Origin of the sequence: Gilliamella sp. BG1, from assembly GCF_046635625.1 — a bacterium.
In the GTDB taxonomy this organism is placed as follows: Bacteria; Pseudomonadota; Gammaproteobacteria; order Enterobacterales; family Orbaceae; genus Gilliamella; species Gilliamella bombi.
This window is the reverse complement of the sequence record NZ_JBIDFG010000004.1, coordinates 11854-34712: the sequence shown is the minus strand read 5'-3', so window position 1 is coordinate 34712 and position 22859 is coordinate 11854. Positions and strand designations below refer to the sequence as shown.

22 protein-coding genes and 1 tRNA gene are annotated in these 22859 nt (G+C 33.8%); 13 read left to right on the top strand and 10 right to left on the bottom strand.

The genetic code is table 11. From position 1 onward, the window contains the following. The first annotated feature begins 10 nt into the window (after positions 1-10). From ACGH80_RS02545 to ACGH80_RS02510, 8 genes are all read left to right on the top strand, one after another. The gene (locus ACGH80_RS02545; protein WP_174798467.1) at positions 11-946 is read left to right on the top strand and encodes a sugar kinase; all 936 of its coding nucleotides are present in this window, start codon (positions 11-13) and stop codon (positions 944-946) included. Positions 947-1179: 233 nt separating this feature from the next. After that, positions 1180-4020 carry an excinuclease ABC subunit UvrA gene (uvrA, locus tag ACGH80_RS02540; RefSeq protein ID WP_174798575.1) on the top strand — a complete coding sequence of 947 codons (2841 nt, stop codon included), beginning with the start codon at positions 1180-1182 and terminating at the stop codon, positions 4018-4020. 183 nt (positions 4021-4203) lie between these two features. Next, entirely contained in the window at positions 4204-4806 is a 603-nt protein-coding gene (gene plsY, locus ACGH80_RS02535) for a glycerol-3-phosphate 1-O-acyltransferase PlsY (protein ID WP_085165445.1), read from the top strand. 211 nt (positions 4807-5017) lie between these two features. Then, the gene (gene recR, locus ACGH80_RS02530; protein ID WP_411630485.1) at positions 5018-5623 is read left to right on the top strand and encodes a recombination mediator RecR; all 606 of its coding nucleotides are present in this window, start codon (positions 5018-5020) and stop codon (positions 5621-5623) included. Positions 5624-5689: 66 nt separating this feature from the next. Then, entirely contained in the window at positions 5690-6508 is an 819-nt protein-coding gene (locus ACGH80_RS02525) for a pyridoxal phosphatase (protein ID WP_034914751.1), read from the top strand. Positions 6509-6530: 22 nt separating this feature from the next. After that, positions 6531-7238 carry a tRNA pseudouridine(65) synthase TruC gene (truC, locus tag ACGH80_RS02520; protein ID WP_174798465.1) on the top strand — a complete coding sequence of 236 codons (708 nt, stop codon included), beginning with the start codon at positions 6531-6533 and terminating at the stop codon, positions 7236-7238. 146 nt (positions 7239-7384) lie between these two features. Next, positions 7385-7801, top strand: coding sequence for a DUF4878 domain-containing protein (locus ACGH80_RS02515; RefSeq protein ID WP_085165439.1), 417 nt, complete (start codon positions 7385-7387; stop codon positions 7799-7801). 125 nt (positions 7802-7926) lie between these two features. After that, positions 7927-8508 (top strand): hypothetical protein, encoded by a 582-nt coding sequence (locus ACGH80_RS02510; RefSeq protein ID WP_411578485.1) that lies wholly within the window; start codon positions 7927-7929, stop codon positions 8506-8508. Between the two features lie 71 nt (positions 8509-8579). On the opposite strand, the gene ACGH80_RS02505 is transcribed toward ACGH80_RS02510, so the two are convergent. The 6 genes from ACGH80_RS02505 to ACGH80_RS02480 form a co-directional block, all read right to left on the bottom strand. Continuing rightward, positions 8580-9644: a tyrosine-protein phosphatase gene (locus tag ACGH80_RS02505; RefSeq protein WP_174798463.1), complete on the bottom strand. Its 1065-nt coding sequence runs from the start codon at positions 9642-9644 to the stop codon at positions 8580-8582. A 9-nt stretch (positions 9645-9653) separates the two neighbouring features. Beyond that, positions 9654-10469, bottom strand: a complete 816-nt coding sequence (locus ACGH80_RS02500; RefSeq protein ID WP_174798462.1) for a PTS system mannose/fructose/sorbose family transporter subunit IID — start codon at positions 10467-10469, stop codon at positions 9654-9656. Beyond that, the gene (locus ACGH80_RS02495) at positions 10466-11260 is read right to left on the bottom strand and encodes a PTS mannose/fructose/sorbose/N-acetylgalactosamine transporter subunit IIC (RefSeq protein ID WP_411630484.1); all 795 of its coding nucleotides are present in this window, start codon (positions 11258-11260) and stop codon (positions 10466-10468) included. Before ACGH80_RS02495 ends, ACGH80_RS02500 begins: the two co-directional genes overlap by 4 nt. A gap of 41 nt (positions 11261-11301) precedes the next feature. Beyond that, complete coding sequence (locus ACGH80_RS02490) at positions 11302-11775, bottom strand: PTS system mannose/fructose/N-acetylgalactosamine-transporter subunit IIB (protein WP_174798460.1); 474 nt, start codon at positions 11773-11775, stop codon at positions 11302-11304. A 10-nt stretch (positions 11776-11785) separates the two neighbouring features. Beyond that, a complete protein-coding gene (locus ACGH80_RS02485) occupies positions 11786-12217 on the bottom strand; it encodes a PTS sugar transporter subunit IIA (RefSeq protein ID WP_411578484.1) in 432 nt (143 codons plus the stop codon). 308 nt (positions 12218-12525) lie between these two features. Beyond that, complete coding sequence (locus ACGH80_RS02480; RefSeq protein ID WP_174798458.1) at positions 12526-13368, bottom strand: MurR/RpiR family transcriptional regulator; 843 nt, start codon at positions 13366-13368, stop codon at positions 12526-12528. Positions 13369-13667: 299 nt separating this feature from the next. Here ACGH80_RS02480 and ACGH80_RS02475 point away from each other — a divergent pair. The 3 genes from ACGH80_RS02475 (at position 13668) to yegQ (ending at position 15530) form a co-directional block, all read left to right on the top strand. Beyond that, positions 13668-13741: transfer RNA gene (locus ACGH80_RS02475), tRNA-Cys, on the top strand. Between the two features lie 79 nt (positions 13742-13820). Further along, complete coding sequence (locus ACGH80_RS02470; protein WP_174798388.1) at positions 13821-14012, top strand: thermostable hemolysin delta-VPH; 192 nt, start codon at positions 13821-13823, stop codon at positions 14010-14012. Positions 14013-14186: 174 nt separating this feature from the next. Next, positions 14187-15530 carry a tRNA 5-hydroxyuridine modification protein YegQ gene (gene yegQ / locus ACGH80_RS02465; RefSeq protein ID WP_085165792.1) on the top strand — a complete coding sequence of 448 codons (1344 nt, stop codon included), beginning with the start codon at positions 14187-14189 and terminating at the stop codon, positions 15528-15530. A gap of 59 nt (positions 15531-15589) precedes the next feature. Here the strand turns inward: yegQ and proA are convergent, their stop codons facing one another. The 4 genes from proA to gpt form a co-directional block, all read right to left on the bottom strand. Continuing rightward, entirely contained in the window at positions 15590-16843 is a 1254-nt protein-coding gene (gene proA / locus ACGH80_RS02460) for a glutamate-5-semialdehyde dehydrogenase (protein WP_085165793.1), read from the bottom strand. 174 nt (positions 16844-17017) lie between these two features. Continuing rightward, positions 17018-18127, bottom strand: coding sequence for a glutamate 5-kinase (gene proB / locus ACGH80_RS02455; RefSeq protein ID WP_085165794.1), 1110 nt, complete (start codon positions 18125-18127; stop codon positions 17018-17020). A 22-nt stretch (positions 18128-18149) separates the two neighbouring features. Continuing rightward, positions 18150-19406 (bottom strand): alpha/beta hydrolase, encoded by a 1257-nt coding sequence (locus ACGH80_RS02450; protein WP_085165795.1) that lies wholly within the window; start codon positions 19404-19406, stop codon positions 18150-18152. Positions 19407-19429: 23 nt separating this feature from the next. Beyond that, on the bottom strand, positions 19430-19966 hold the full coding sequence (gpt, locus tag ACGH80_RS02445) for a xanthine phosphoribosyltransferase (protein WP_081296839.1): 537 nt from the start codon (positions 19964-19966) through the stop codon (positions 19430-19432). 146 nt (positions 19967-20112) lie between these two features. Here gpt and ACGH80_RS02440 point away from each other — a divergent pair, with 146 nt between their 5' ends. Then, a complete protein-coding gene (locus tag ACGH80_RS02440; protein WP_085165796.1) occupies positions 20113-21576 on the top strand; it encodes an aminoacyl-histidine dipeptidase in 1464 nt (487 codons plus the stop codon). 237 nt (positions 21577-21813) lie between these two features. Beyond that, a complete protein-coding gene (argC, locus tag ACGH80_RS02435) occupies positions 21814-22824 on the top strand; it encodes an N-acetyl-gamma-glutamyl-phosphate reductase (protein ID WP_296301372.1) in 1011 nt (336 codons plus the stop codon). The last annotated feature ends 35 nt before the right edge of the window (positions 22825-22859 follow it).

Below are 22859 nucleotides of genomic sequence, written 5' to 3'. Positions count from 1 at the left end.
TAAGTATAATATGGCTACAAAAATAGCTGTTATTGGCGAATGTATGATTGAATTGTCGATGAATCAGGATTCGACTACGCGTGGTTTTGGTGGTGATACGCTTAATACATCGATTTATTTGTCTCGTTTACTAAAAGATAATGATTTTTCAATACATTATGTAACCGGGCTTGGTACCGATCCCTTCAGTCAAGAAATGTTAGATTGTTGGCAAACAGAAAACATTCAAACAGATTTAGTACAAAGAATGTCTGATAAAATGCCGGGGCTTTATTCTATTGTTACTGATGAACATGGTGAACGGTCTTTTTATTATTGGCGTAATGATGCTGCTGCTAAATTTTGGTTGAAAACAACTGAAACAGATAGAATAATTCAGCAAATTGAACATTATGATTATGTATATTTGAGCGGTATTAGTATTGCTATTTTAGATGCTGAAAGTATCCTTAAGTTATTAGATCTTTTAAAACGTGTTAAAGCTAATGGTGGTAAAGTTATTTTTGATAATAATTTTCGTCCATGTTTATGGAGTAGCCTTGATTTGGCTCGTAGTGTTTATGCTGATATTCTTAGCTTTACAGATATTGCATTTTTAACATTAGATGACGAAGATTTATTATGGGGTAAGCTACCTTATGAGCAAATTATTGAGCGTACAAAACAATTTGGTGTAACTGAAATTGTTATTAAACGTGGCAGTGATAACTGTATTATTGATTCTGCTGATGGTCGTTTTGAAGTTCCTGCTAATAAAATCACTAAAGATAAAGTGATTGATACTACGGCCGCTGGTGATTCATTTAGTGCTGGATATCTTGGGGCTCGTTTAAGTGGAAGGAACCCTTCTCAGTCAGCATTACAGGGGCATTTGGTGGCTGGCACGGTTATACAATATCGCGGCGCAATTATTCCTGTTGATGCGACTCCAAAATTGATATACTAAGTTAAATCAACAAATGACGGTCATTAATGACCGTTTTTTTCTGCTGTAGAAATAAAAATTTTAGTTTATTTTTTTTCAAAAAGTTTCAGGTAACACTGTGTTTTAGTATAAAATTAGTCAAGTAGTATATTCAGCTATATAGTTGTATATTTAATCAAATGTTACTGGTATAATATACAGTTAATTTTCTATCCATTTTGTTTAAAAACACAAAAAAGAAGAGATCTATGTCAATCAAAGATATCGATATTCGTGGTGCGAGAACGCACAATCTAAAAAACATTAATGTAACCATTCCAAGAGATAAATTAGTTGTTATTACAGGTCTTTCTGGATCAGGTAAATCTTCGTTAGCATTTGATACTTTATATGCCGAAGGGCAACGACGCTATGTTGAATCGTTGTCAGCGTATGCTCGTCAGTTTTTATCATTGATGGAAAAACCTGATGTAGATCATATTGAAGGATTATCACCTGCAATTTCGATCGAGCAAAAATCAACTTCGCATAACCCTCGTTCGACAGTAGGAACTATCACTGAAATTTATGATTACTTACGTTTGCTTTTTGCTCGAATTGGAGAACCTCGTTGTCCAAATCATCATTTACCGTTAGCTGCACAAACGATATCACAGATGGTCGATAGCATCATGGCGTTACCGACTGATAATCGTTATATGCTACTTGCCCCTGTGGTTACTGAGCGTAAAGGGGAGTTTGTTAAACTGTTCGAGCAACTTGCTGCTAGTGGTTATATTCGGGTACGAGTGGATGGTGATGTATATGATCTTTCTGATCCGCCAATTCTTGAATTGCAAAAAAAACATACCATTGAAGTTGTTGTTGATCGTTTTCGTATTCGTGACGACTTAAAACTTCGTTTAGCAGAGTCGATTGAAACGGTTCTTTCGATCACTAATGGTATTGTTAAAGTGGCCAATTTGGATGATCCACAAGCTGAAGAATATTTGTTTTCGGCTAATTTTGCTTGTCCTATTTGTGGTTACAGTATTTCTGAATTAGAACCGAGATTATTCTCGTTCAATAATCCTGCTGGTGCGTGCCCTGAGTGTGATGGTTTGGGTGTGCAACAATATTTTGATCAAAAACGTATTGTTCAGATGCCAGAAGTTTCATTAGCTGCGGGTGCGATTAAAGGTTGGGATCGTCGCAATTTTTACTATTTCCAGATGCTAAAATCATTAGCGGATCATTATAAGTTTGACATTGATAAACCGTATGAGAAATTACCTGAAAAGATAAAAAATATTTTATTAAATGGTTCAGGTAATACCGAAATTCAGTTTGTTTATTCAAACGATCGTGGTGATGTGGTTAAGCGTAAACATCCATTTGAAGGGATTATTAATAATTTAGCTCGTCGGTATAAAGAAACTGAATCACAAACTATCCGTGAAGAGCTAGCAAAATATATTAGTCATCGACCTTGTCCTTGTTGTAATGGTTCGAGGTTATGTACGGCAGCAAGAAATGTGTTTATTAATGATACAAATTTACCAACAATTAGTGATTTAAGTACGCAACAAGCCAAGGATTTTTTTGATAAATTGACATTGACAGGGCAACGAGCTCAAATTGCAGAAAAAATCTTGAAAGAGATAAACGATCGTTTACAATTTTTGATTAACGTTGGACTTAACTATTTAACGCTTTCAAGATCCGCTGAAACATTATCAGGTGGTGAAGCACAACGTATTCGATTAGCAAGCCAAATTGGTGCAGGTCTTGTTGGCGTGATGTATGTGCTAGATGAACCTTCTATTGGATTGCATCAGCGAGATAATACTCGTCTGATTGACACTTTAACGCATTTACGTGACTTAGGTAATACTGTTATAGTCGTTGAACATGATGAAGAAGCTATTATGGCTGCTGATTATGTAATTGATATTGGTCCTGGGGCAGGGGTTCATGGTGGTGAAGTTGTTGCTCAGGGAACACCCAAACAAATAATGGCATGTAAAACATCTTTAACAGGAAAATATTTATCCGGTAAAGAAAAAATTGAAATACCAACTATTCGCACCAAAGTCGATAAGAAAAAAATGTTATCTCTTATTGGTGCAACCGGCAATAATCTTAAAGATGTGACATTAAATATTCCAGTTGGCTTATTTACATGTATCACTGGTGTATCGGGTTCGGGAAAATCAACCTTAATTAATGATACCTTATATCCCCTTGCCCAAAACGAACTCAATGGTGCAGAAAAAACTGAAATAGCACCCTATAAATCAATCAAAGGACTTAACCATTTTGATAAAGTAATTGCGATTGACCAAAGCCCAATTGGACGTACGCCACGTTCTAATCCAGCAACTTATACTGGATTTTTTACTTCTATTCGTGAACTTTATGCTGGTGTACCAGAATCTCGAGCTCGAGGCTATAATCCAGGGCGCTTTAGTTTTAATGTTAAGGGTGGACGCTGTGAAGCTTGTCAAGGTGATGGTTTAATCAAAGTTGAAATGCACTTTTTGCCTGATATTTATGTTCCTTGTGATCAGTGTCATGGCGCTCGCTATAACCGTGAGACCTTAGAGATCAGATATAAAGGAAAGTCTATTAACGAAATTTTAAATATGACAGTTGAAGAAGGTCGCGAGTTTTTCGATGCCGTGCCAATGATAGCACGCAAACTGCAAACATTGATTGATGTTGGGCTTTCTTATATTACCATTGGACAGTCAGCAACAACATTATCGGGTGGTGAAGCGCAACGAGTAAAACTTGCAAAAGAATTATCTAAGCGAGATACTGGTCGTACTTTGTATATCTTAGATGAACCAACAACTGGGCTACATTTTGCTGATGTGAAACAATTATTAACGCAATTACATTCTTTGCGAGATAAAGGCAATACTATCGTTGTTATCGAGCATAATTTGGATGTAGTTAAAACAGCAGACTGGATTGTGGACTTAGGACCAGAAGGTGGTAATGGTGGCGGAGAAATTATTGCCGAAGGGACGCCAGAAGAGGTTGCGAAATCTAAACATTCCTTCACTGGTAAATATTTAAAACCGTTGTTGGAAAAACAAAAAGTAGTCTAGAATTATTATTAATATAGCATATAAAGAACGGGCGAGGAGCAACGCCCAGTCTTTTTATATACTTTAATTAATATTATAGTTAAATAAGTACTGAAAATAGACAGAAACTGGATTTGCGACGAGTTTGGTAAGATTCTTAAGTGCAATTATCAGCATGGTGTGGTTGATGAAAGGGGTTGTATTTTGACATTGCTAATTGTATTGATGATCATAGTCGCCTATATTTTGGGCTCGCTTTCTGGTGCAATGATTATTAGTCGCATCATGCATTTACCTAATCCTTCAGAACATGGATCTCACAATCCTGGAGCAACCAATATTTTACGACTCAATGGCAAATTACCAGCCATTTTTGTTTTAATCTTTGATATGTTAAAAGGTACAATTCCTGTTTATATTTCATATCGGCTTGGTATTACACCTTTCTTTTTAGGTATTATTGGTATTTTTGCTTGTTTAGGACATATTTTCCCCTGTTTTTTTCATTTTCGTGGAGGAAAAGGAGTTGCAACTGCGTTAGGTATGATGGCTCCAATTGGGTTTGATTTTACAGGTTGCTTTATTTTAACTTGGTTACTTACTTTACTAATAACAGGATATTCTTCGGTGGCTGCAGTTGTTGGTTTTCTTATGGCGCCATTTTATGTTTGGTTATTCAAACCTGAGCTTACTTTACCAGTTGCAATGCTTTCTTGTTTGATTATTGTTCGCCATAATAATAACATTATGCGCCTTTTTAAAGGTGAAGAACCAAAAAGTTATCATCGTAGCAAGAACAAAAGATAGTCTAGAAATTTATACATAATAATGTTATATATTTGAATATGTGCTTTTATAACATAGATTGTACGTTATGTAACATCCTACCTACTTATTTTCTGCAATCTTTTTGATTTTATCGTTAGTTAATTAAACAATAGAATAATTCTTGTTTGATAGATTTTTTAAAAAAGGTATTATTATCTTAAAACTCAAATATGTGGAAACCAAATAATTCATGCAAATAAGCCTATTATTAGAATCACTTATGGAAGCATTGCGTTGTTTACCTGGCGTTGGTCCAAAATCGGCGCAACGAATGGCCTTTCATTTATTACAACGAAATCGACAAGGTGGCATTAAATTAGCTCATGAGCTACATGAAGCAATGATAAATATCGGCCATTGCAAGGAATGCCGAACTTTTACCGAACAAGAAACCTGTACTATTTGTGCAAATGCTCGTCGTCAAAGTAGTGAACAGCTTTGTGTGGTTGAAACTCCAGCAGATATAGTAGCCATTGAACAAACTGGGCAGTATAGTGGTCGCTATTTTGTATTATTAGGGCATTTATCACCTTTAGATGGTATTGGGCCTAGTGATATAGGTCTTGATTTATTGAAAAAAAAACTATCTTCAGAGTCGATTAGCGAAGTTATTTTAGCCACTAATCCCACCGTCGAAGGTGATGCAACAGCTAATTATATTGCGCAAATGTGTGCAGAGTTTAATGTAACAGCAACAAGAATAGCTCATGGTGTTCCAGTTGGTGGTGAACTCGAAATGGTAGATGGTACCACCTTATCGCATTCGTTTGTTGGTCGTCAAAAAATAGAATTATAATTTTATTGAACTTTTAGTACTTAGCCAGTCTTTATAGCTAAGATCAGAAATGAAAAGAGGTATTATATGAAGTATAAAGCCGTAGCCTTTGATATGGATGGTACGTTGTTAGCCGGCAATCGTTTAATTTTACCAGAAACAATAGCGGCCATTGAAAAAATTACAGCTAAAGGTGTGAAAGTTATTTTAGTTTCAGGGCGGCATCATTCTGTAATTTATCCTTATTACTATCAGCTCAAATTATCAACCCCGGCAATTTGTTGTAATGGATCTTATATCTATGATTTTGAGAAACAAAACGCTTTTGCCGCTAAACCAATGACGAAAGATCAGGCTCGAATGCTACTAAATCTTGTCAATCAATATGGTATTCATACATTAATTTATACTGATAAAATGATGACTTATGAATTGTTAGATGATCATCTAGAAAGCTTTTTTAAGTGGGTTAAATCATTGCCTGAGTTTTTACAACCTGAAATTAAAAAAGTAGATGATTTTGAAAAAGTTATTGAGCAATCTGACGCTATTTTTAAATTTGCAACAAGTAGTCATAATATACCTGCTTTACAACAATTTTCAAATGCAGTTGATTCCTTAGGTATGTTTTCGTGTGAATGGTCTTGGTCAAATCGAGCAGATGTAGCAGTTAAAGGAAATACCAAAGGAAATGGGTTAACTCACTGGGCAGAGTACGAAAATATTGATTTAAGCGAAATAGTCGCTTTTGGTGACAGTTATAATGATATAAGTATGTTATCTATTGCTGGATTAGGGATTGCGATGGGTAATGCTGATGATGAAGTGAAAGCCAAAGCAAATTATGCCATTGGTGATAATAATGGCCCTAATATAGCTAAAGAGCTTGAAGAACTCTTTTTATAATTGATATTTTAATAAATATTCTATGTTTGAAATTCTTTATCAAGATGATGACTTAATTGCCATTAACAAACCATCTGGTTGGCTTGTGCATCGCAGTTGGTTAGATAAAACTGAAACAGTTGTTGTGATGCAAACATTGCGTGATCAAATCGGTCAACATGTCTTCCCTATACATAGGCTAGATAGACCAACCTCTGGTGTTTTGTTGTTTGCTCTTTCTAGTGATGTAGCAAGAATTATGTCAGAAGAATTTGCAAAAAAACAAATTGAAAAAACGTATCATGCGATTGTGCGCGGTTATGTTGAGGGGGAAGCGGTGATTGATTACCCTTTAGTTGAAGAATTAGATAAAATTGCAGATAAATTTACTAATAAGAATAAACCAGCACAAGATGCCGTCACATTTTACAAATCTATCAGCAAAATTGAAGTTCCGATTAAGGTTGGCAAATTTGAAACAGCAAGGTATAGTTTTGTTGAATTAAAACCACAAACCGGTCGTAAACATCAACTACGTCGCCATATGAAACATATTTTCCATCCGATATTGGGGGATAGCAAACATGGTGATTTACATCAGAATCGTGCATTTGCAACTTATTTTAATATCAAACGATTGATGTTACATGCAAGCAAACTTGAAATCAAACATCCAATCCAACATAAACCAATGATTATTGAAGCTAAGTTAGATCAAAGTTGGCAAGATATCCTTTTAAATTTTAAATAGTGTTATTATTCCATATTACTTTGCAATTATTTGATTATATAGTATTATTTTGTCGCTTTCTGTGATTCTTTTTGTGGATTCAATTTAGGAGCATAATTTTAACATATTAATATTAAACATAAATAATATTAGGAACGGAAATAAAAATGAAATTAGTAATAAAGTTTTTAAGCATTTTCTTATTAGCACTTATGGTAACAGCATGCTCGAATGATGATTCTCCTGAACAAGTAGCAGAAAAATTTATCTCAGCGATCTACAAAGGTGATTCAGATACTGTTATAAATCTCATCAATTTTCCTAAAGATGATGATAACAAAGGTATGGATATGCGAATGTTCGTTAAAAGCAAAATGCAAGAAGCACTACAGCGAGGTAAACAATTTGCTGATGAACATGGAGGACTTGATAAAGTCGAATCTGAACTCGTAAAATATACTAATGATGAAAAAAATATGGCAATAGTTAGCACTACTGTTATCTTTAAAGATGCTACTAAAAAAGAGGAAAAAAACATATCGGTGATTAAAGCTGATGGTAAATGGCTAATTAATCTTAAATAGCTATATTATTGTCAATATAGATTATGTTTTTAGAAGAATCTAAAAAGGGTAAATAGTGATTACCCTTTTTTATTAAGAAACGATTTTTGATGAGATCTTGCTATTATCTTTGTATGATGTTAATTATGATGCTAGTAAATTTTGCTCTAGCTAATGATACTGTTCATTTTTCAAATCCAACCACCGAAACACCACATTCAGTAAAAGTTGGCGATTGGATTTTTAGAAAAGGTATACAAACCGATAGTCTTATAGTCAATCAATTAGGTGGTAGTAATTTTTCACATATTGGTATGATTATATCAATCAATCCAGAAATTAGAATTATTCATGCTACGACCAACGATGATGAGTACCATCCTAACCAAGTTATTGTATCAACTTTAGCAGAGTTTATAACGCCAGAACTAGCCGAAACATATGCTATAGCAAGACCTAATTTTATATCTAATGAGCAACAACAACAAATTGTTAATGATCTTTTAACAAAGCAAGGTGAAGCTTTCATATTAGCCCCCCGTGAAGAGCCACATCTTTATTGTACAACGTTACTTTTTGATTCCATCATCAAATTTCAACCTAATTTTAATGTTAATTGGCAGTCAATTAATTTTCCATTTCTAAGTGGTGTTTATTTATTTCCAAATGCATTCGCTAATTATCCAGATATTACCTGGATCTATAAATATCCCGAAACATCAGAATAATTTGTTATTCTATTGTATGTAAAAAATGGAAGCGCAATAAATATTGCGCTTTATTATTAATAAAAGTTATATTAATCTTCTAGATAATTCTTTTGCATAGTTTTAAAATCTTGCTCTGTGAAACCTAATTCTTGCTTGATGTAATTAGCTGGAGTGCCAGCAACTTCTTTCATAGTATTGAGAATTTCAATAACAAAACTTTCACGCGTATCAATTAAACTCAATAAATAACCTAACACATCTTCATTATCCGTAATTTTTCGATATGCAGCCATTTTTATTTTGTTTCGTTCTAAACGATTTTGATGTGTTAACATGTAATCATAAATAATGTCTTCCTCTGATACTCCTAACATTACTTGTAATAATAACACACCATAACCTGTGCGGTCTTTACCTCCTCGACAATGTTGTATGTTTGGGCTATTGTTTGGTTCTAACATTATTTGAAGCATCTGTTTATAGGCATTTTTCGATTTGTCACTTAATACAAAATTACGATATTGTTCAAGAACTTGTATGCCTTTACCATTAACTAATTCCTTAGGAATATCGTGTAGTACGCTTTCAATTAGTGCACGATCTTCATCACTAGGGTCGGCAGCAAATTGAGCAGCAAGTTCAGCTGTTTGCGCTGAAGCATCTAAATTAAAAGTATTTTGTTCACCGATGAAAGTATTTGGACTAGTTTTGATTTCGTTAGCACAACGATAATCTATAATAGTCTTGATACCAAGTGATCGAATATAACTTTCAGCATTAGGTTTCAATCCATATAAGTGATTAGAACGATATAGCTTTCCCCATTTTACTCGTTTACCATTACTTCCTAAGTAACCGCCAAAGTCACGAAAGTTATTTAAGCCTGCAATAGGTAGAGTACGTTCTCCAAATAAAAATGAATCATGTTCTTGAGTTTGTAATATCAAATAAATTCGTCGCTTTGTTTGTAAAGGATCGTCAATAGTGAAATCATTTTGTATATTTTTACTTATTAATGTTTTATTAGATGTATTGATATTGGCTTCATCTGTCCAATATAAATCTACGGGCATATTGTTGCTAATTTTAAATGAGATTTTTAATTTATTTTGTTTATTACGGATAACCGATGCTGTTTCAATTTGTTTTTTCATGTTACATCCTTATTTTAAAACTCCAAATACCGACAAAATTACACCTATTACCATTACACTTAAAATTAATGTAACTGTATATTTACCTTGAAATTTTTTTACTAAAAAGAATGTGCCTAAAGCAAACATTAAGGTTAAAAAGTTAGGCATTACTTTATCAAACATTTCCTGAATTTTTACTGATTGCTCACCGACATTAATCGCCAATGGTGTAGATACTTTAACCGTTGTTGCAATTAAAGAGCCAAGAACCATAACTCCGACTACATTAGCTAAGTTACTTATTCGTTGAATAATGTTTGAATTTTTGGATTGTTCAATTAGATCAACACCTTTATTATATCCGTAATGAATAAAGAAATATTTAGTTAATATATTGACTATATTATAGATTAGGAACATTAAAATTGGTCCAATAATATTACCTTGTAGAGCAAAAGCAGCTCCAATGCTGCCACAAATTGGCATCCAAGTGAATTTTAATAGGCTATCTCCTAATCCTGCAAATGGTCCCATTAAACCAGCTTTCACAGAAACAACAGCTTCTTTTTCGTCTTCTTTCGTTTTTTCTTCCATTGCTGCGGTTACGCCTAAAATTAGTGCGTTAGCATTGATTTGACAATTAAAAAATTCTAAATGACGATTCATTGCTCGAACACGAGTTTCTTTATCAGCATCATGGTAAAGCCTATCCAATACTGGCGTCATACAATGCGCAAACCCGATCATTTGCATTTTTTCATAGTTATAAGAAAAAGACATTGTTTGTAAATTCCAAAAAATGCGATTAAGATCTTTCTTTGTTATTTTTTTTTCATTTATCATAGGTCATAATCCTCTTCAATGTTATTATTTAATGCAGATTTATCATCTTGTTTATATGCATTATTATTTTTGCTGCTCATTGATGCCATGTCATACAGTACGGCAAAAGCTAAGGCGATAAAAGTGATTGGGATAATTGGTAATTTTAGATAAGTAGTTAACATAAAACCAAGGAGGAAAAAAAACCACATTCTGCCTTTTAATAGCATCAATAATAAAATACAAATACCGACAGCAGGAATTAGTTTAGAAGCAACCCCCATACCAGTGATTATACTTTGTGGGATAGCATCTAAAATTGTTTTAATAAGATCACTACCAAAGTAAATGGCTATAAAACAAGGTACAGCACGAATCAAAAACCATACAGGAGTTGAGAAAAAATGAACTTTACTTAGTGCTTTATAATTACCATTTTCAACAGCCCGTGTTGCCCATGGATTAAGAAAACAAGCAAATGAACGCCAGATAATAAGTAATTGTTGACACAGAAGTGATACTGGTACTCCTAAAGCAATCCCTGTTGCAATTCCTCCTCCCGTAGTAATTCCAAGTGAAACACCAATAATTGCACCAGCTACAATATCTGGCGCAGAATAAGCCCCAATATTGCCAATACCCATCCACATTAACTCTAGTGTTGCACTGATTATGAGCCCTTGAACCAAGTCTCCCATGATGATACCTGCAATTGTACCAGTCAATAATGGTCGACGTAACATTTGTGGACCGACATCATCCATAGAACAAATTCCCGCCCAAAAGGCGACAAGAATAGCCTGTGTTAACATAAGTTAACCTCCAAATTAATGAACAAAAAAGTTGTTAAAGTTTAATCAAGCAATGGTTTTAGCTCGATAATTGGATCTTTTGGTACCATTTGAATTTCGACTTTCACATTTTTTTCAATAATGTGTTTAAATGCTTGTTTCTCTTCATGAGTTACTGATACCGCCCGTGATAGCTGATGTCTTCCTTCTTGCATTCGCATTCCTCCTACATTGAGTTTTTCAATTTCTAGACCACCTTCAATTAACTTATTCACATCTATACTATTTGTAAAAAGTAGCATTGTGCGTTTTTTTATAGGTGTTTTTTTGATAATGTCGATAAACTGTTGTACTCCAAAAACCAATACTTTTAATTCTGGAGGAGCAGACATGGTTAAGACTGATTGTTGAACCTTATCCATTGCAACTTTATCATTGATAATTAAGACTTGTTCAATATTATAATTTTTTACCCAAGTAGTGATCACTTGACCGTGGATAAGGCGGTCATCTATTCTTGTTAAATTTATTGGCATTGTTACCTCCTTACAGTAGAGTAGATTGCTCAGATTTGGCATTTAAAACTTGTCCAACATCAATACAACTTTGCGGAAATATTTCTTCAATCGCTGTTTTTACATTATTAAGTGTACCTTCTCGATTATTTAAAACTTCAAGTAATATTGGAATATTAAATCCACAAAAAAGTAAAATTCCTTCATGTTTAAAAAGTAATTCTCCCGCCAAATTACATGGTGTACCACCTATAATATCAACAAGGATAATTACACCGTCACCTTGGTTGAGCGCTTGATAACTTTCCTCTATTTGTTGGCGTAATTCTTCGATATTGCTATCGATTTGAACAGATATCACACGGATATTTTGTTGTTTACCTATTAGCATTTGAGCACAATCAAGTGCACCTTGTGCAAATGAGCCATGGCTAGCTAAAATAACGGGCAATTGTCTATGCATTATCAATTTCCTTTTTAATTATTTTTAATGTAACATTATTACTTTAGTTTTAAATTTATTTAGTAATAAAATTACATCTATACTTAATTTTAGTCATCAATTTTTTTTAAAATTTTTAAAAAATTGTGATTTAGATCATGTTTAATTGTAACTATTTAACAAATAAAATGTTTTGTGAAGTTTCTTTAATTTCTATAGGAGTTATTAGTTTGATAGATAAAAAGAGGAAGATCGTAGCTATTATGAAATAATTAAATACTATATCATTGTGAAGATAGCTAAAATATTATTAAATGGCTGTGAGTATATTACCGATGAGGGTACTTGCGTTCTTCTCTATTTTGAGTTTGTAATAACAAACGTTTGTCATATTTGCGTATAAATAAATTAGTCACAATCATATTGATAACTGAAATTTGCGAAATTTTAGATCGAATAGGAATTAAACGTGAAACATGTTCTGTAGATGTAGTATTCAATATAATATCAGCTAGCATAGAAACTTGGCTTTGTCCCATTTTAGTTATAGCAATTGATGGTACTTTATTTTCTTGTCCTAATTTTAATAACTCAATACATTCAGGTGTTTCTCCTGAGTGAGATATAATTATAATTAAATCATTTTTATCAAGGGTACTGACAATACTTTTTTGAATATGTGCGTCAAAATGACAATTAACATCTTTTTTTATTTTAATAAGTTGGTATTCAAGCTCTTTACCGACTAAACCACTGCTACTGCTACCAAAAATAATAATTTTATTACTAGCAATTATTAGATCTATGGCTTTATCTAGCTCTTTAGGTTTGATCATTGAATGAGTTTCATCGATAGATGATTTTTCCATTGCTTGCACCTTTCTATTTACATCTATCAAAGTATCATTAAGATTTATATCATCTTGTAAAATATCAGCACTTAGTTTTTGTGGAGAGGATGAAATCAAGTCAACTTTAAAATCACTAAAACCGTTATAACCTAATTTATTACACAAACGTAAAATAGTACTTGTACTAACATGGTTAAGTTTTGCTAAGGTCTGAATACTCATATTTTTTAGGGTTTGTGAGTGATCCATAATGTACAGAGCGACCTTTAATTCTTTGGAAGACAAGTCTTTTTTTACTTCTCTGAATTTTAAATTAATCATAATTAGGCCTATAATATGAAATATAGTTAACACAAGTATATAAAATTAGTATAAAAAATAGAAAATATTTTTATGGTACATGTTATTTATATAATTTTAATCAGTTTTGACTAATTTTAGTATTAACTTTTAAACTTATCATTATTTGGTATGTATTGGGCTACTAAAATTTTGTCAAAAAAGTCGATTATTTAAAATTTAGTTAAAAATAAAGTGACTGCTGTAATTATAATCTATTTAATCTTGACGATTAGTCAAGCCAGTGATACTATTTGCAACCTATTCAGATAGACCTCCAAGGCGCGTTGGCAGAGTGGCCATGCTGCGGATTGCAAATCCGTCTACCTCGGTTCGACTCCGGGACGCGCCTCCATTTTTTAAATTAATCAATTTTTACTTTTTTCAGTTATATTTATTTTTTAATTTTGTAAGCTAATTTATTAACATTATTTATGGGCTACTTTAATTATCATGCAAAAGCAAAGAAGTTAATCAAAAATGGTAAACTTGTTAGATATGAGTTTGTGGATAATTGGAATGGTATTAAACCTGCATTAGTTTTATATTTTAAAGAGGTTAATCCCATGCCAATTAGAGAATACCGATGGGATGAATATTTACCATTATTGAATAACAAAACCTAACTTATCATACTTAAATAAAGTGAGAAGTGTCGAGAAAAGCAATAACTGAAAGTTTTTTATAGCTTGGAATATAATAAATTTGCCAACAGATAGGCTAAAGCGTAAAATGCCCATCCTATTTTGCTTAACCTATTACTTATAAGTAATACTGACCTGAAATCAGAGGCATTTTTAATGACAAATTTATATGCAAAACCAGAATTACTTTCCCCTGCCGGTTCTTTAAAAAATATGCGTTATGCTTTCGCATATGGTGCAGATGCTGTTTATGCCGGCCAACCGCGATATAGTTTACGAGTTCGTAATAATGAATTTAATCATGAAAATCTAGCAATTGGTATTAACGAAGCACATGCTCAAGGTAAGAAGTTTTATGTAGTTGTGAATATAGCACCGCATAACTCGAAGTTAAAAACTTTTATTCGTGATTTAGAACCCATTGTAAATATGAAACCTGATGCTTTTATCATGTCAGATCCAGGTTTAATCATGTTAGTTCGCGAACATTTTCCTGATATGGAAATTCACTTATCTGTACAATCGAATGCTGTTAACTGGGCAACAGTAAAATTTTGGCATCAAATGGGATTAACTCGAGTCGTCTTATCGCGTGAATTATCACTTGATGAAATTGCTGAAATCCGTGAAAAAGTTCCTGAAATGGAGTTAGAAGTGTTTATCCATGGGGCATTGTGTATGGCATATTCTGGGCGCTGCTTGCTTTCGGGCTATATTAATAAGCGTGATTCAAATCAAGGGACATGTACTAATGCTTGCCGTTGGAAATATAAAGTTGCTGAGGGTAAAGAAGACGAAGTGGGGCAAATTGTACATAAATGTGAACCGATCTCGGTAAAACAAGTTGAACCAACATTAGGAATTGGTCAAACTACTAGTAAAGTATTTATGCTTGAAGAATCAGGTCGCCCAGGTGAATATATGCAAGCTTACGAAGATGAGCATGGTACATATATTATGAACTCAAAGGATTTAAGAGCAGTGGAACTAGTAGATGATTTAACAAAAATTGGTGTACATTCGCTCAAGATTGAAGGAAGAACTAAATCTTTTTATTATTGTGCAAGAACAGCACAAGTGTATCGCCAAGCTATTGATGCGGCGAGTGAAGGTAAACCTTTTGATCCTCGCTTGTTACAAGAGCTTAATGCACTTGCTCATCGAGGGTATACGGAAGGATTTTTACGTCGCCATAAGCATGAAGAAATGCAAAACTACGAACATAGCCATTCAGTTTCGGAAAGGCAACAATTTGTTGGTGAGTTTAGTGGTGAGCGATTAAATGGATTGGCTGAAGTTATCGTAAAAAATAAATTCTCTGTTGGGGATAGCGTTGAAATGATGACGCCGAAAGGTAATAAAACTTTCACGATTGAGCGAATGGAAAACAAAAAAGGACAACCTGTTTCTGCTGGTTTAGGTGATGGTCATATTGTTTATATTCCGATTCCTGAAGAAATCGATTTAAATTATGCATTATTAATGCGTAATTTTGATTAGTTTGGTTAAGCATAAAAACTGTTCGGGATGTCCGAACAGTTATATTAAACAGAATTTTATTATTGACGAATTAAATTGTCTCCATAACCTATCCATTTATAGGTAGTTAAAGCTTCGAGTCCCATTGGTCCGCGTGCATGTAGTTTTTGTGTACTAACTGCTACTTCTGCACCTAATCCAAATTGCCCACCATCAGTAAAACGTGTTGATGCATTGACATAAACTGCAGCTGCATCAACCTGATTTACGAACTGTTCTGCATTAAGCAAGTTACGCGTGAGAATGGATTCCGAATGCCCCGTACCATACTCGCGGATATGCTCTACAGCCAATTCAAGTGAATCAACAATGATCACGTTTAAATCTTTTGATAACCATTCTTGCCGTAATTCTTCATTTTTTACTGGTAGGATAGTTGCATTACCTGTTTTTAATATTTCATAACAGTTTTGGTCAGTATGTAATACGACGTTATTATCTGCCATGACCTGACAAAGTTTTGGTAAAAACTGCTCCGCAATATTTCGGTGGACTAGTAACGTTTCAAGCGTATTACAAGTGCTTGGACGCTGAGTTTTGGCATTGACAATAATTGGTAGAGCATTATCAACATCAGCACTTTCATCAACAAAAATGTGACAGACTCCAATACCACCTGTAATGACGGGTATTGTTGAATGTTCACGGCATAATTTATGTAAAGATGCACCACCTCGGGGGATAATCATATCGATATACTTATCGAGTTTAAGTAACTCATGAATATATTTACGATCAGGATTATTAATACATTGAACAGCTGTCTGGGGTAAACCAACTTGTTTTAACGCTTTTTGAATAACAGAAATTGTGGCCATATTAGTATTGATTGTTTCTTTACCCCCGCGAAGTATTGCGGCATTGCCTGTTTTTAAACAAAGAGCTGTAATATCAATTGTTACATTTGGTCGAGCCTCGTAAATCGCACCAATAACGCCAAGTGGTACTCTGTGACGGTGTAACTTTAAGCCGTTTTCTAAAGTAGAACCATCAATGATTTGACCAATAGGATCAGTTAATGAAATGATTTTACGGACATCATTGGCAATAGATGATAATCGTTTGGGTGTTAAGAGTAGACGATCTAAAATGGCTTCGTTTAAATTTTGTTTTTTTGCCGCTTGGATGTCCTTTTCATTTGCAATGAGTATACTTGCGCTATGCTGTTCTAATAAATCAGCAATAACCATCAACGTGTTGTTTTTCATTGCGGTAGGACATTGTGCTAGTTGATATGAAGCAAGTTTAGCAGTTTTACCCATTTGCTGTAACATTGTTATCACCACTATTTTATATTACTATTTAGTTGTTTTATATTATTTATTTCTTTCTTTTAATAATGATTGCTTATCATCATCAGTCATATAATTTAAATCTATCTACTGCTAACCAATTAGCAATTATACCTCCAATAGCTAATCCCATGATTTTCCTTCCTTGTTTATTATTTATTTTATTATCATATCATCACGATGAACAGCAACATGACCATATTCATAGCCAATAATTTGACTAATTTCTTGAGAATGATGCCCAGCAATTTGCCTTAAAGCATCACTGTTATAACGACTGACACCTCGCGCAATGCGTTTGCCAAATTTGTCGCAAATATCAATAACTTCACCGCGAGAAAAATCTTTCTCTACGCTGATAATTCCTTTAGGTAATAGCGAACTACCATTATTTAAAATCGCATTAACAGCACCATCATCTAATAACACTTTTCCTGCTTTTGGTGCACCAAACAACCAGTGTTTACGATGTTCTAATGGTGTTTTTTGTGGTGAAAAATGTGTTCCAATCGGTTTATTATTGACAATATCAATAATAACATTTGGTTTATTTCCTGCAGCGATAATAACTTCTATACCCGCACTTCCTGCTACTTCAGCTGCTTGTAATTTTGTGCTCATACCACCCGTGCCAAGCCCTGAAACACTATCACCGGCGATACTTCGCAAATTATCGTCAATATGATCAATTTCATGAATTAACTTGGCATTTTTATCAGCTCTTGGATCGGCTGTATAAAGACCTTCAATATCGGTTAATAAAATCAACTTATCTGCTTCGGCTAAAATGGCAGCTAGTGCTGATAAATTATCATTATCGCCAACTTTAATTTCTGCGGTTGCAACAGCATCATTTTCATTGATGATTGGAACGATATGATTATCTAACATTGCTTTTAAAACGTCTTGGGCATTTAAAAATCTTTCACGATCTTCAAGGTCTGCACGGGTAAGTAACATTTGACCAATATAGATCTTATAGATAGAAAATAGCTGTTCCCAAAGTTGAATAAGCTTACTTTGTCCAACAGAAGCAAGTAATTGCTTTGAAGCAACAGTATTAGGTAGGGTAGGGAAGTTAAGATATTCGCGTCCAGCTGCAATTGCACCAGATGTAACAATGATAATTTTATGTCCATCTTGATGTAGACTTGCGCATTGTCTTATTAACTCAACTATTTGTGCTCGATCAAGTTGTTTTGTTCCACCTGTTAGTACACTGGTACCTAATTTAACAACCACGGTTTGTTGTTTTTTAATAGTCATAGCATATTCTTATTTTTTCAGGTTATATAACAGACTTCATCCAATTTACTGATTGTGTTAACGCCTGATGCAAACTTTTTTGTAACTGTGTTTTAGGTACAGTTATTACTTTATTTTGTTTGATTGAATGAATTAATTTTGCTTCACAAAGATCACTTAACTTATCATCCTCAAAGATGATATTCATAACAGGTACATGACAAGCATGAGTTAAAAGTCCTTGATTTTTTAGTGAAAAATAATTTAATTCTGCTGCCAATTGTTGGTTGGATATTGAAGGCAATCCCAAACGGCTAGCTAACATATCTTTATAACTATTCGGTAGATTTTTTTGCAGATCTTTATCAACAAAGATTTGATGAATAAACGGAGTAAAGTTAAATACGCCTTTTATTTTATTTGGCATCAAATAAGCTAAACGTGTGGCAATATGTGAACCAAACCTAAATCCAGCAACAATAATCCGATGATCATCTATCCATGGAACAGAAGACAACTGCTCTAATATAGCTTGATGAATTTGGCTACTATTTTGTGATAAAGCAAAGTTACGGCTATAACCAACAGTTGGTAGATCAACAGTTAGCATGGCAAATCCATGCGGCGCTAAAAATTCACTAAAATAACGATAATAATCGATCTGCAAATTGCCTAACGCGTTACAAATCAACACAACAGGACAAGTCCCTTCGCATTTTGGTAAATGTAAAATTGTTTTGACACTACGATTATCGATTTTAAATTCCAGTTCTTTTATCAAAAATGGCGAAAATTGAAGAGCTTTTGCATAATACTGATAAGCGCATGTTTGGGCATACATTGCTAGTTGGTCATTTTTAAAATGAGGATAACTAGCAATACTTGCATATATGCTGGCTATAAGATAATAATTGTGTAAATTATTTTTATTTTCATCTATAAGATTTGCTTCATCAATTGATTCAGCTTTAGCTTGCCATACTGCTGCTTGATTTAAAAATTCATAGACCCAGTTGCCAGATTGATAACCAGCAACAGTGTCTAGCCAGGTATCATTTGTGTGGCGTCGAGTTGAAGCGGCAATTTTTGATAAAACCGCTTCAGCCTCTAATTTGGGTAATCCACGCCAATGCCACAAAATAGGATTAATAATTCGATACCATCTGGAGTCAACTTCCCCATCTAAGGCGCTAATGTTACTACCATTACTATTATCAATGCGATTGATAAGTGTTGAAGTTTCAGGATAATCAAATTGTGGTTTAAATATCTGTTCAGTTAGATTTTCGGTAGTTGCCATAACAACCTTAACTTCCTTATCAATTATTTATGATCGCTAATAGGTTTAACAAACATAACACCGGTATCCCATGGCTGTTCAATCCAAGTATCTTGTGCAATATCGACAACATAATCATCAACAAGTGGTTTACCAGCAGGTTTTGCAAAAATAGTTACGAAGTGAGCTTTAGGGTACATTTCGCGAATTGTATGAGCAGTGTTACCAGTGTCAACTAAATCATCAACAACAATAAAACCTTCACCATCGCCATTAGCTTGTTTTAATATTAGTTTTTCACGTTGATGATCATGATCATAACTTGAAATACAAACGGTATCGACATAACGAATACTTAATTCGCGCGCTAAAATTGCCGCTGGAACTAATCCACCACGACTAACGGCAATAATACCTTTCCATTGATTTGCAGGTAATAAGCGTTCAGAAAGTTGGCGCCCATAGGATTGCAACATTTCCCAAGTAACATTGAATTTTTTCTTTTCAGCAATAAGTTCTGCTTTATGTTGTTTTTTGGCTTGGATTTCTTCTTCTGTTAATAAAATTTGATCTGTTGACATTGAGTAACCTGCAATTTTAATCGATTGTATGAATAAATAAATATTAATGAACTAAAAATAGATGTAAAATTGCACCTTATTATAATGTGATTCAATAAAAAAAACCACTCATTAATTTATTACATACTTAATATTGAGGTTATATTATGCTTTCTACCTTAACGCCTAAATTTGTTTGGCAGATTTTTAATGATATCTGTAAAATTCCGCACCCATCTCACCATGAACAAATGATAACTAAATATATCGTCGATTTTGCTAAAACTCATGGTATTGATTGCAAACTTGATAAAGTAGGTAATATTTTGTTAAGTAAACCTGCTACCAAAGGTATGGAAGAGTGCCCATCAATTGCGTTACAGGCTCATATGGATATGGTACCACAAAAAAATGAAGGTACTAGTCACGACTTTTTAACTGACCCAATTCAAGCTTATGTTGATGGCGAATGGGTAAAAGCCAAAGGAACGACATTAGGTGCTGATAATGGCGTGGGGTTAGCATCTGCATTAGCTGTTTTAATTGATCCTGCTGTTGAACATGGACCAATTGAAGTATTGATAACAGTATCAGAAGAAACTGGTATGCACGGAGCCTTTGGTTTACAACCTAATTGGCTAAAAAGTCACTATCTAATTAATACTGATTCTGAAGATGAAGGCGAAATATTTACAGGTTGTGCTGGCGGCGTTGACTTTACTACAACCTTTGCTGTTACTTATGCAGTAATGCCAGAAAAGCATGATTGTTATATGAACATTTCACTTAAAGGATTAAAAGGGGGGCATTCAGGTTGTGATATTCATCTTGGTCGTGGAAATGCAATTAAATTGATGGCTCGCTTTTTAGCGCAATATGCACAAGATATCTCGTTTAGATTAGCTGATATAAAAGGTGGTTCACTACGTAATGCGATCCCAAGAGAAGCCTTTGTTGAAATTACACTAAATAAACAAGATCTGCCAAAATTAGAAGCCATTGTTAAACAGTATCAAACAATTTTACACAGTGAGTTAGGTCATGTAGAGCCTGCTATCGAAATAACGTTATCGAAAGTTGAATCAAACAAAGTAAAACGCGTATTAACTACAGAGCATCAAAATAAAATCATAAGCTGGCTAAATTCAGCGCCTAATGGTGTAGTTAGAATGAGCGATCAACTTCATGGTGTGGTTGAAACATCGCTCAATTTAGGTATTGTTAGTATTGAGGACAATCAACTGAATGTCCATTTTCTTATTCGTTCTCAAGTCGATAGTGCTAAAGATGCGGTTGTATCAACATTGACATCACTTAGCCAATTAGTGGATGCTAATTATGAAATAAGTGGCGGTTATTCAGGTTGGGAACCTAATTTAGATTCACAGCTTTTAAAGCTTGCTAAAGATAAATATCACGAAATTTTTTCTCAGAAAGCCAAAATAATGGTGATTCATGCAGGGCTTGAATGTGGTTTATTTAAACAAAGTTACCCAAATCTGGATATGATATCAATTGGACCAACGATTGTTTCGCCACATTCACCAGATGAAAAAGTTAACATTCAAAGTGTTTATCGTTATTGGGAATTATTGATAGCGATATTAAAATCAGCAACTTTATTAAAATAATCCAACACTTCACCTGCCGATCTTTATCGGCAGGCATTTCGAACAGATTACTCGTGTTTATATTTACTAAAAAACAATTTAATACAACATAATACGTTAGAATATTTGGGCGTCTGCAAAAAAATTTTGAAATTAAATTCATAAAAAGTGAATAAAAATTCATTTTGTGCTTGTAATAGCCTTATAAATAACCTACTATATGCACATTATTGCATAAAAAATAGATAAGGGTAGGGTATGTTAAAAGCAATTATTGTTGGTGCAAGTGGTTATGCAGGGGCAAAATTAGCTCATTATTTACACAAGCATCCGCATATACAACTTATTGCTTTAACTGTGTCTGAAAACAGCCAAGACGGTGGTAAGCTTATTTCTGATTATGATTTACACCCTCAATTAAAAGGTGTTGTTGACTTACCACTTATTGCCACTGCAGATTATTCTGCCTATATCAATGATCTTGATATAGTTTTTTTAGCTACTGAACATGCAGTCAGCCACAATATAGCTCCTTATTTTTTAGAACATGGTTGTACAGTTTTTGATTTGTCGGGTGCGTTTAGAGTTAACTCTGCTTCTTTTTATACCGATTATTATGGTTTTATCCATCAGCACCCAAAATGGTTAGATAAAGCAGTTTATGGCTTAGCAGAATGGAATAGTGAACAAATCAAACAGGCACAACTGATTGCTGTACCAGGATGTTATCCTACAGCATCACAATTACCATTAAAACCATTAATCGAGGAGGGGCTATTAGATAATTCACAATGGCCTGTTATTAATGCTGTGAGTGGGGTGAGTGGAGCAGGGCGAAAACCTTCGCATAATAATATATTTTGTGAAGTAAGTTTACATGCCTATGGACTTTTTACTCATCGGCACCAACCCGAAATTGCAATACATTTAGGTCAAGAAGTGATCTTTACACCTCATTTAGGCAGTTTTAAACAAGGTATCCACGCCACAATTACTTGCCGAGTAAATGAAGGTGTTACATCACAAGATATCCTCAAAGCTCTAAATAAATATTACAAAAATAAGCCTTTGATTAGAATTTATCAAAAAGATTGGCCAGCATTAAAATCTGTCATTGGTTTGCCTTATTGTGATATTGGATTTGTATTAAAAGATCGTCATTTAATATTAATTTCTGTTGAAGATAACTTATTAAAAGGCGCAGCAGCACAAGCAGTGCAGTGTATGAACATTCGATATAATTTTGATGAAACCACGTCATTATTATAAAAATGAGTGAATTATTTCAAAAGCTCTGTACAAAA

Excerpts from the sequence above, each read along its gene's own strand:
- recR (WP_411630485.1), top strand. The coding sequence starts at position 5,018 with ATGCAAATAAGCCTATTATTAGAATCACTTATGGAAGCATTGCGTTGT.
- proB (WP_085165794.1), bottom strand. The coding sequence starts at position 18,127 with ATGACTATTAAAAAACAACAAACCGTGGTTGTTAAATTAGGTACCAGT.
- ACGH80_RS02505 (WP_174798463.1), bottom strand. The coding sequence starts at position 9,644 with ATGAAAAAACAAATTGAAACAGCATCGGTTATCCGTAATAAACAAAAT.
- yegQ (WP_085165792.1), top strand. The coding sequence starts at position 14,187 with ATGACAAATTTATATGCAAAACCAGAATTACTTTCCCCTGCCGGTTCT.
- ACGH80_RS02490 (WP_174798460.1), bottom strand. The coding sequence starts at position 11,775 with ATGCCAATAAATTTAACAAGAATAGATGACCGCCTTATCCACGGTCAA.
- ACGH80_RS02480 (WP_174798458.1), bottom strand. The coding sequence starts at position 13,368 with ATGATTAATTTAAAATTCAGAGAAGTAAAAAAAGACTTGTCTTCCAAA.
- ACGH80_RS02440 (WP_085165796.1), top strand. The coding sequence starts at position 20,113 with ATGCTTTCTACCTTAACGCCTAAATTTGTTTGGCAGATTTTTAATGAT.
- ACGH80_RS02450 (WP_085165795.1), bottom strand. The coding sequence starts at position 19,406 with ATGGCAACTACCGAAAATCTAACTGAACAGATATTTAAACCACAATTT.
- ACGH80_RS02500 (WP_174798462.1), bottom strand. The coding sequence starts at position 10,469 with ATGATAAATGAAAAAAAAATAACAAAGAAAGATCTTAATCGCATTTTT.
- ACGH80_RS02515 (WP_085165439.1), top strand. The coding sequence starts at position 7,385 with ATGAAATTAGTAATAAAGTTTTTAAGCATTTTCTTATTAGCACTTATG.
- gpt (WP_081296839.1), bottom strand. The coding sequence starts at position 19,966 with ATGTCAACAGATCAAATTTTATTAACAGAAGAAGAAATCCAAGCCAAA.
- ACGH80_RS02545 (WP_174798467.1), top strand. The coding sequence starts at position 11 with ATGGCTACAAAAATAGCTGTTATTGGCGAATGTATGATTGAATTGTCG.
- truC (WP_174798465.1), top strand. The coding sequence starts at position 6,531 with ATGTTTGAAATTCTTTATCAAGATGATGACTTAATTGCCATTAACAAA.
- ACGH80_RS02525 (WP_034914751.1), top strand. The coding sequence starts at position 5,690 with ATGAAGTATAAAGCCGTAGCCTTTGATATGGATGGTACGTTGTTAGCC.
- ACGH80_RS02485 (WP_411578484.1), bottom strand. The coding sequence starts at position 12,217 with ATGCATAGACAATTGCCCGTTATTTTAGCTAGCCATGGCTCATTTGCA.
- ACGH80_RS02495 (WP_411630484.1), bottom strand. The coding sequence starts at position 11,260 with ATGTTAACACAGGCTATTCTTGTCGCCTTTTGGGCGGGAATTTGTTCT.
- proA (WP_085165793.1), bottom strand. The coding sequence starts at position 16,843 with ATGTTACAGCAAATGGGTAAAACTGCTAAACTTGCTTCATATCAACTA.
- ACGH80_RS02470 (WP_174798388.1), top strand. The coding sequence starts at position 13,821 with ATGGGCTACTTTAATTATCATGCAAAAGCAAAGAAGTTAATCAAAAAT.
- ACGH80_RS02510 (WP_411578485.1), top strand. The coding sequence starts at position 7,927 with ATGATGCTAGTAAATTTTGCTCTAGCTAATGATACTGTTCATTTTTCA.
- argC (WP_296301372.1), top strand. The coding sequence starts at position 21,814 with ATGTTAAAAGCAATTATTGTTGGTGCAAGTGGTTATGCAGGGGCAAAA.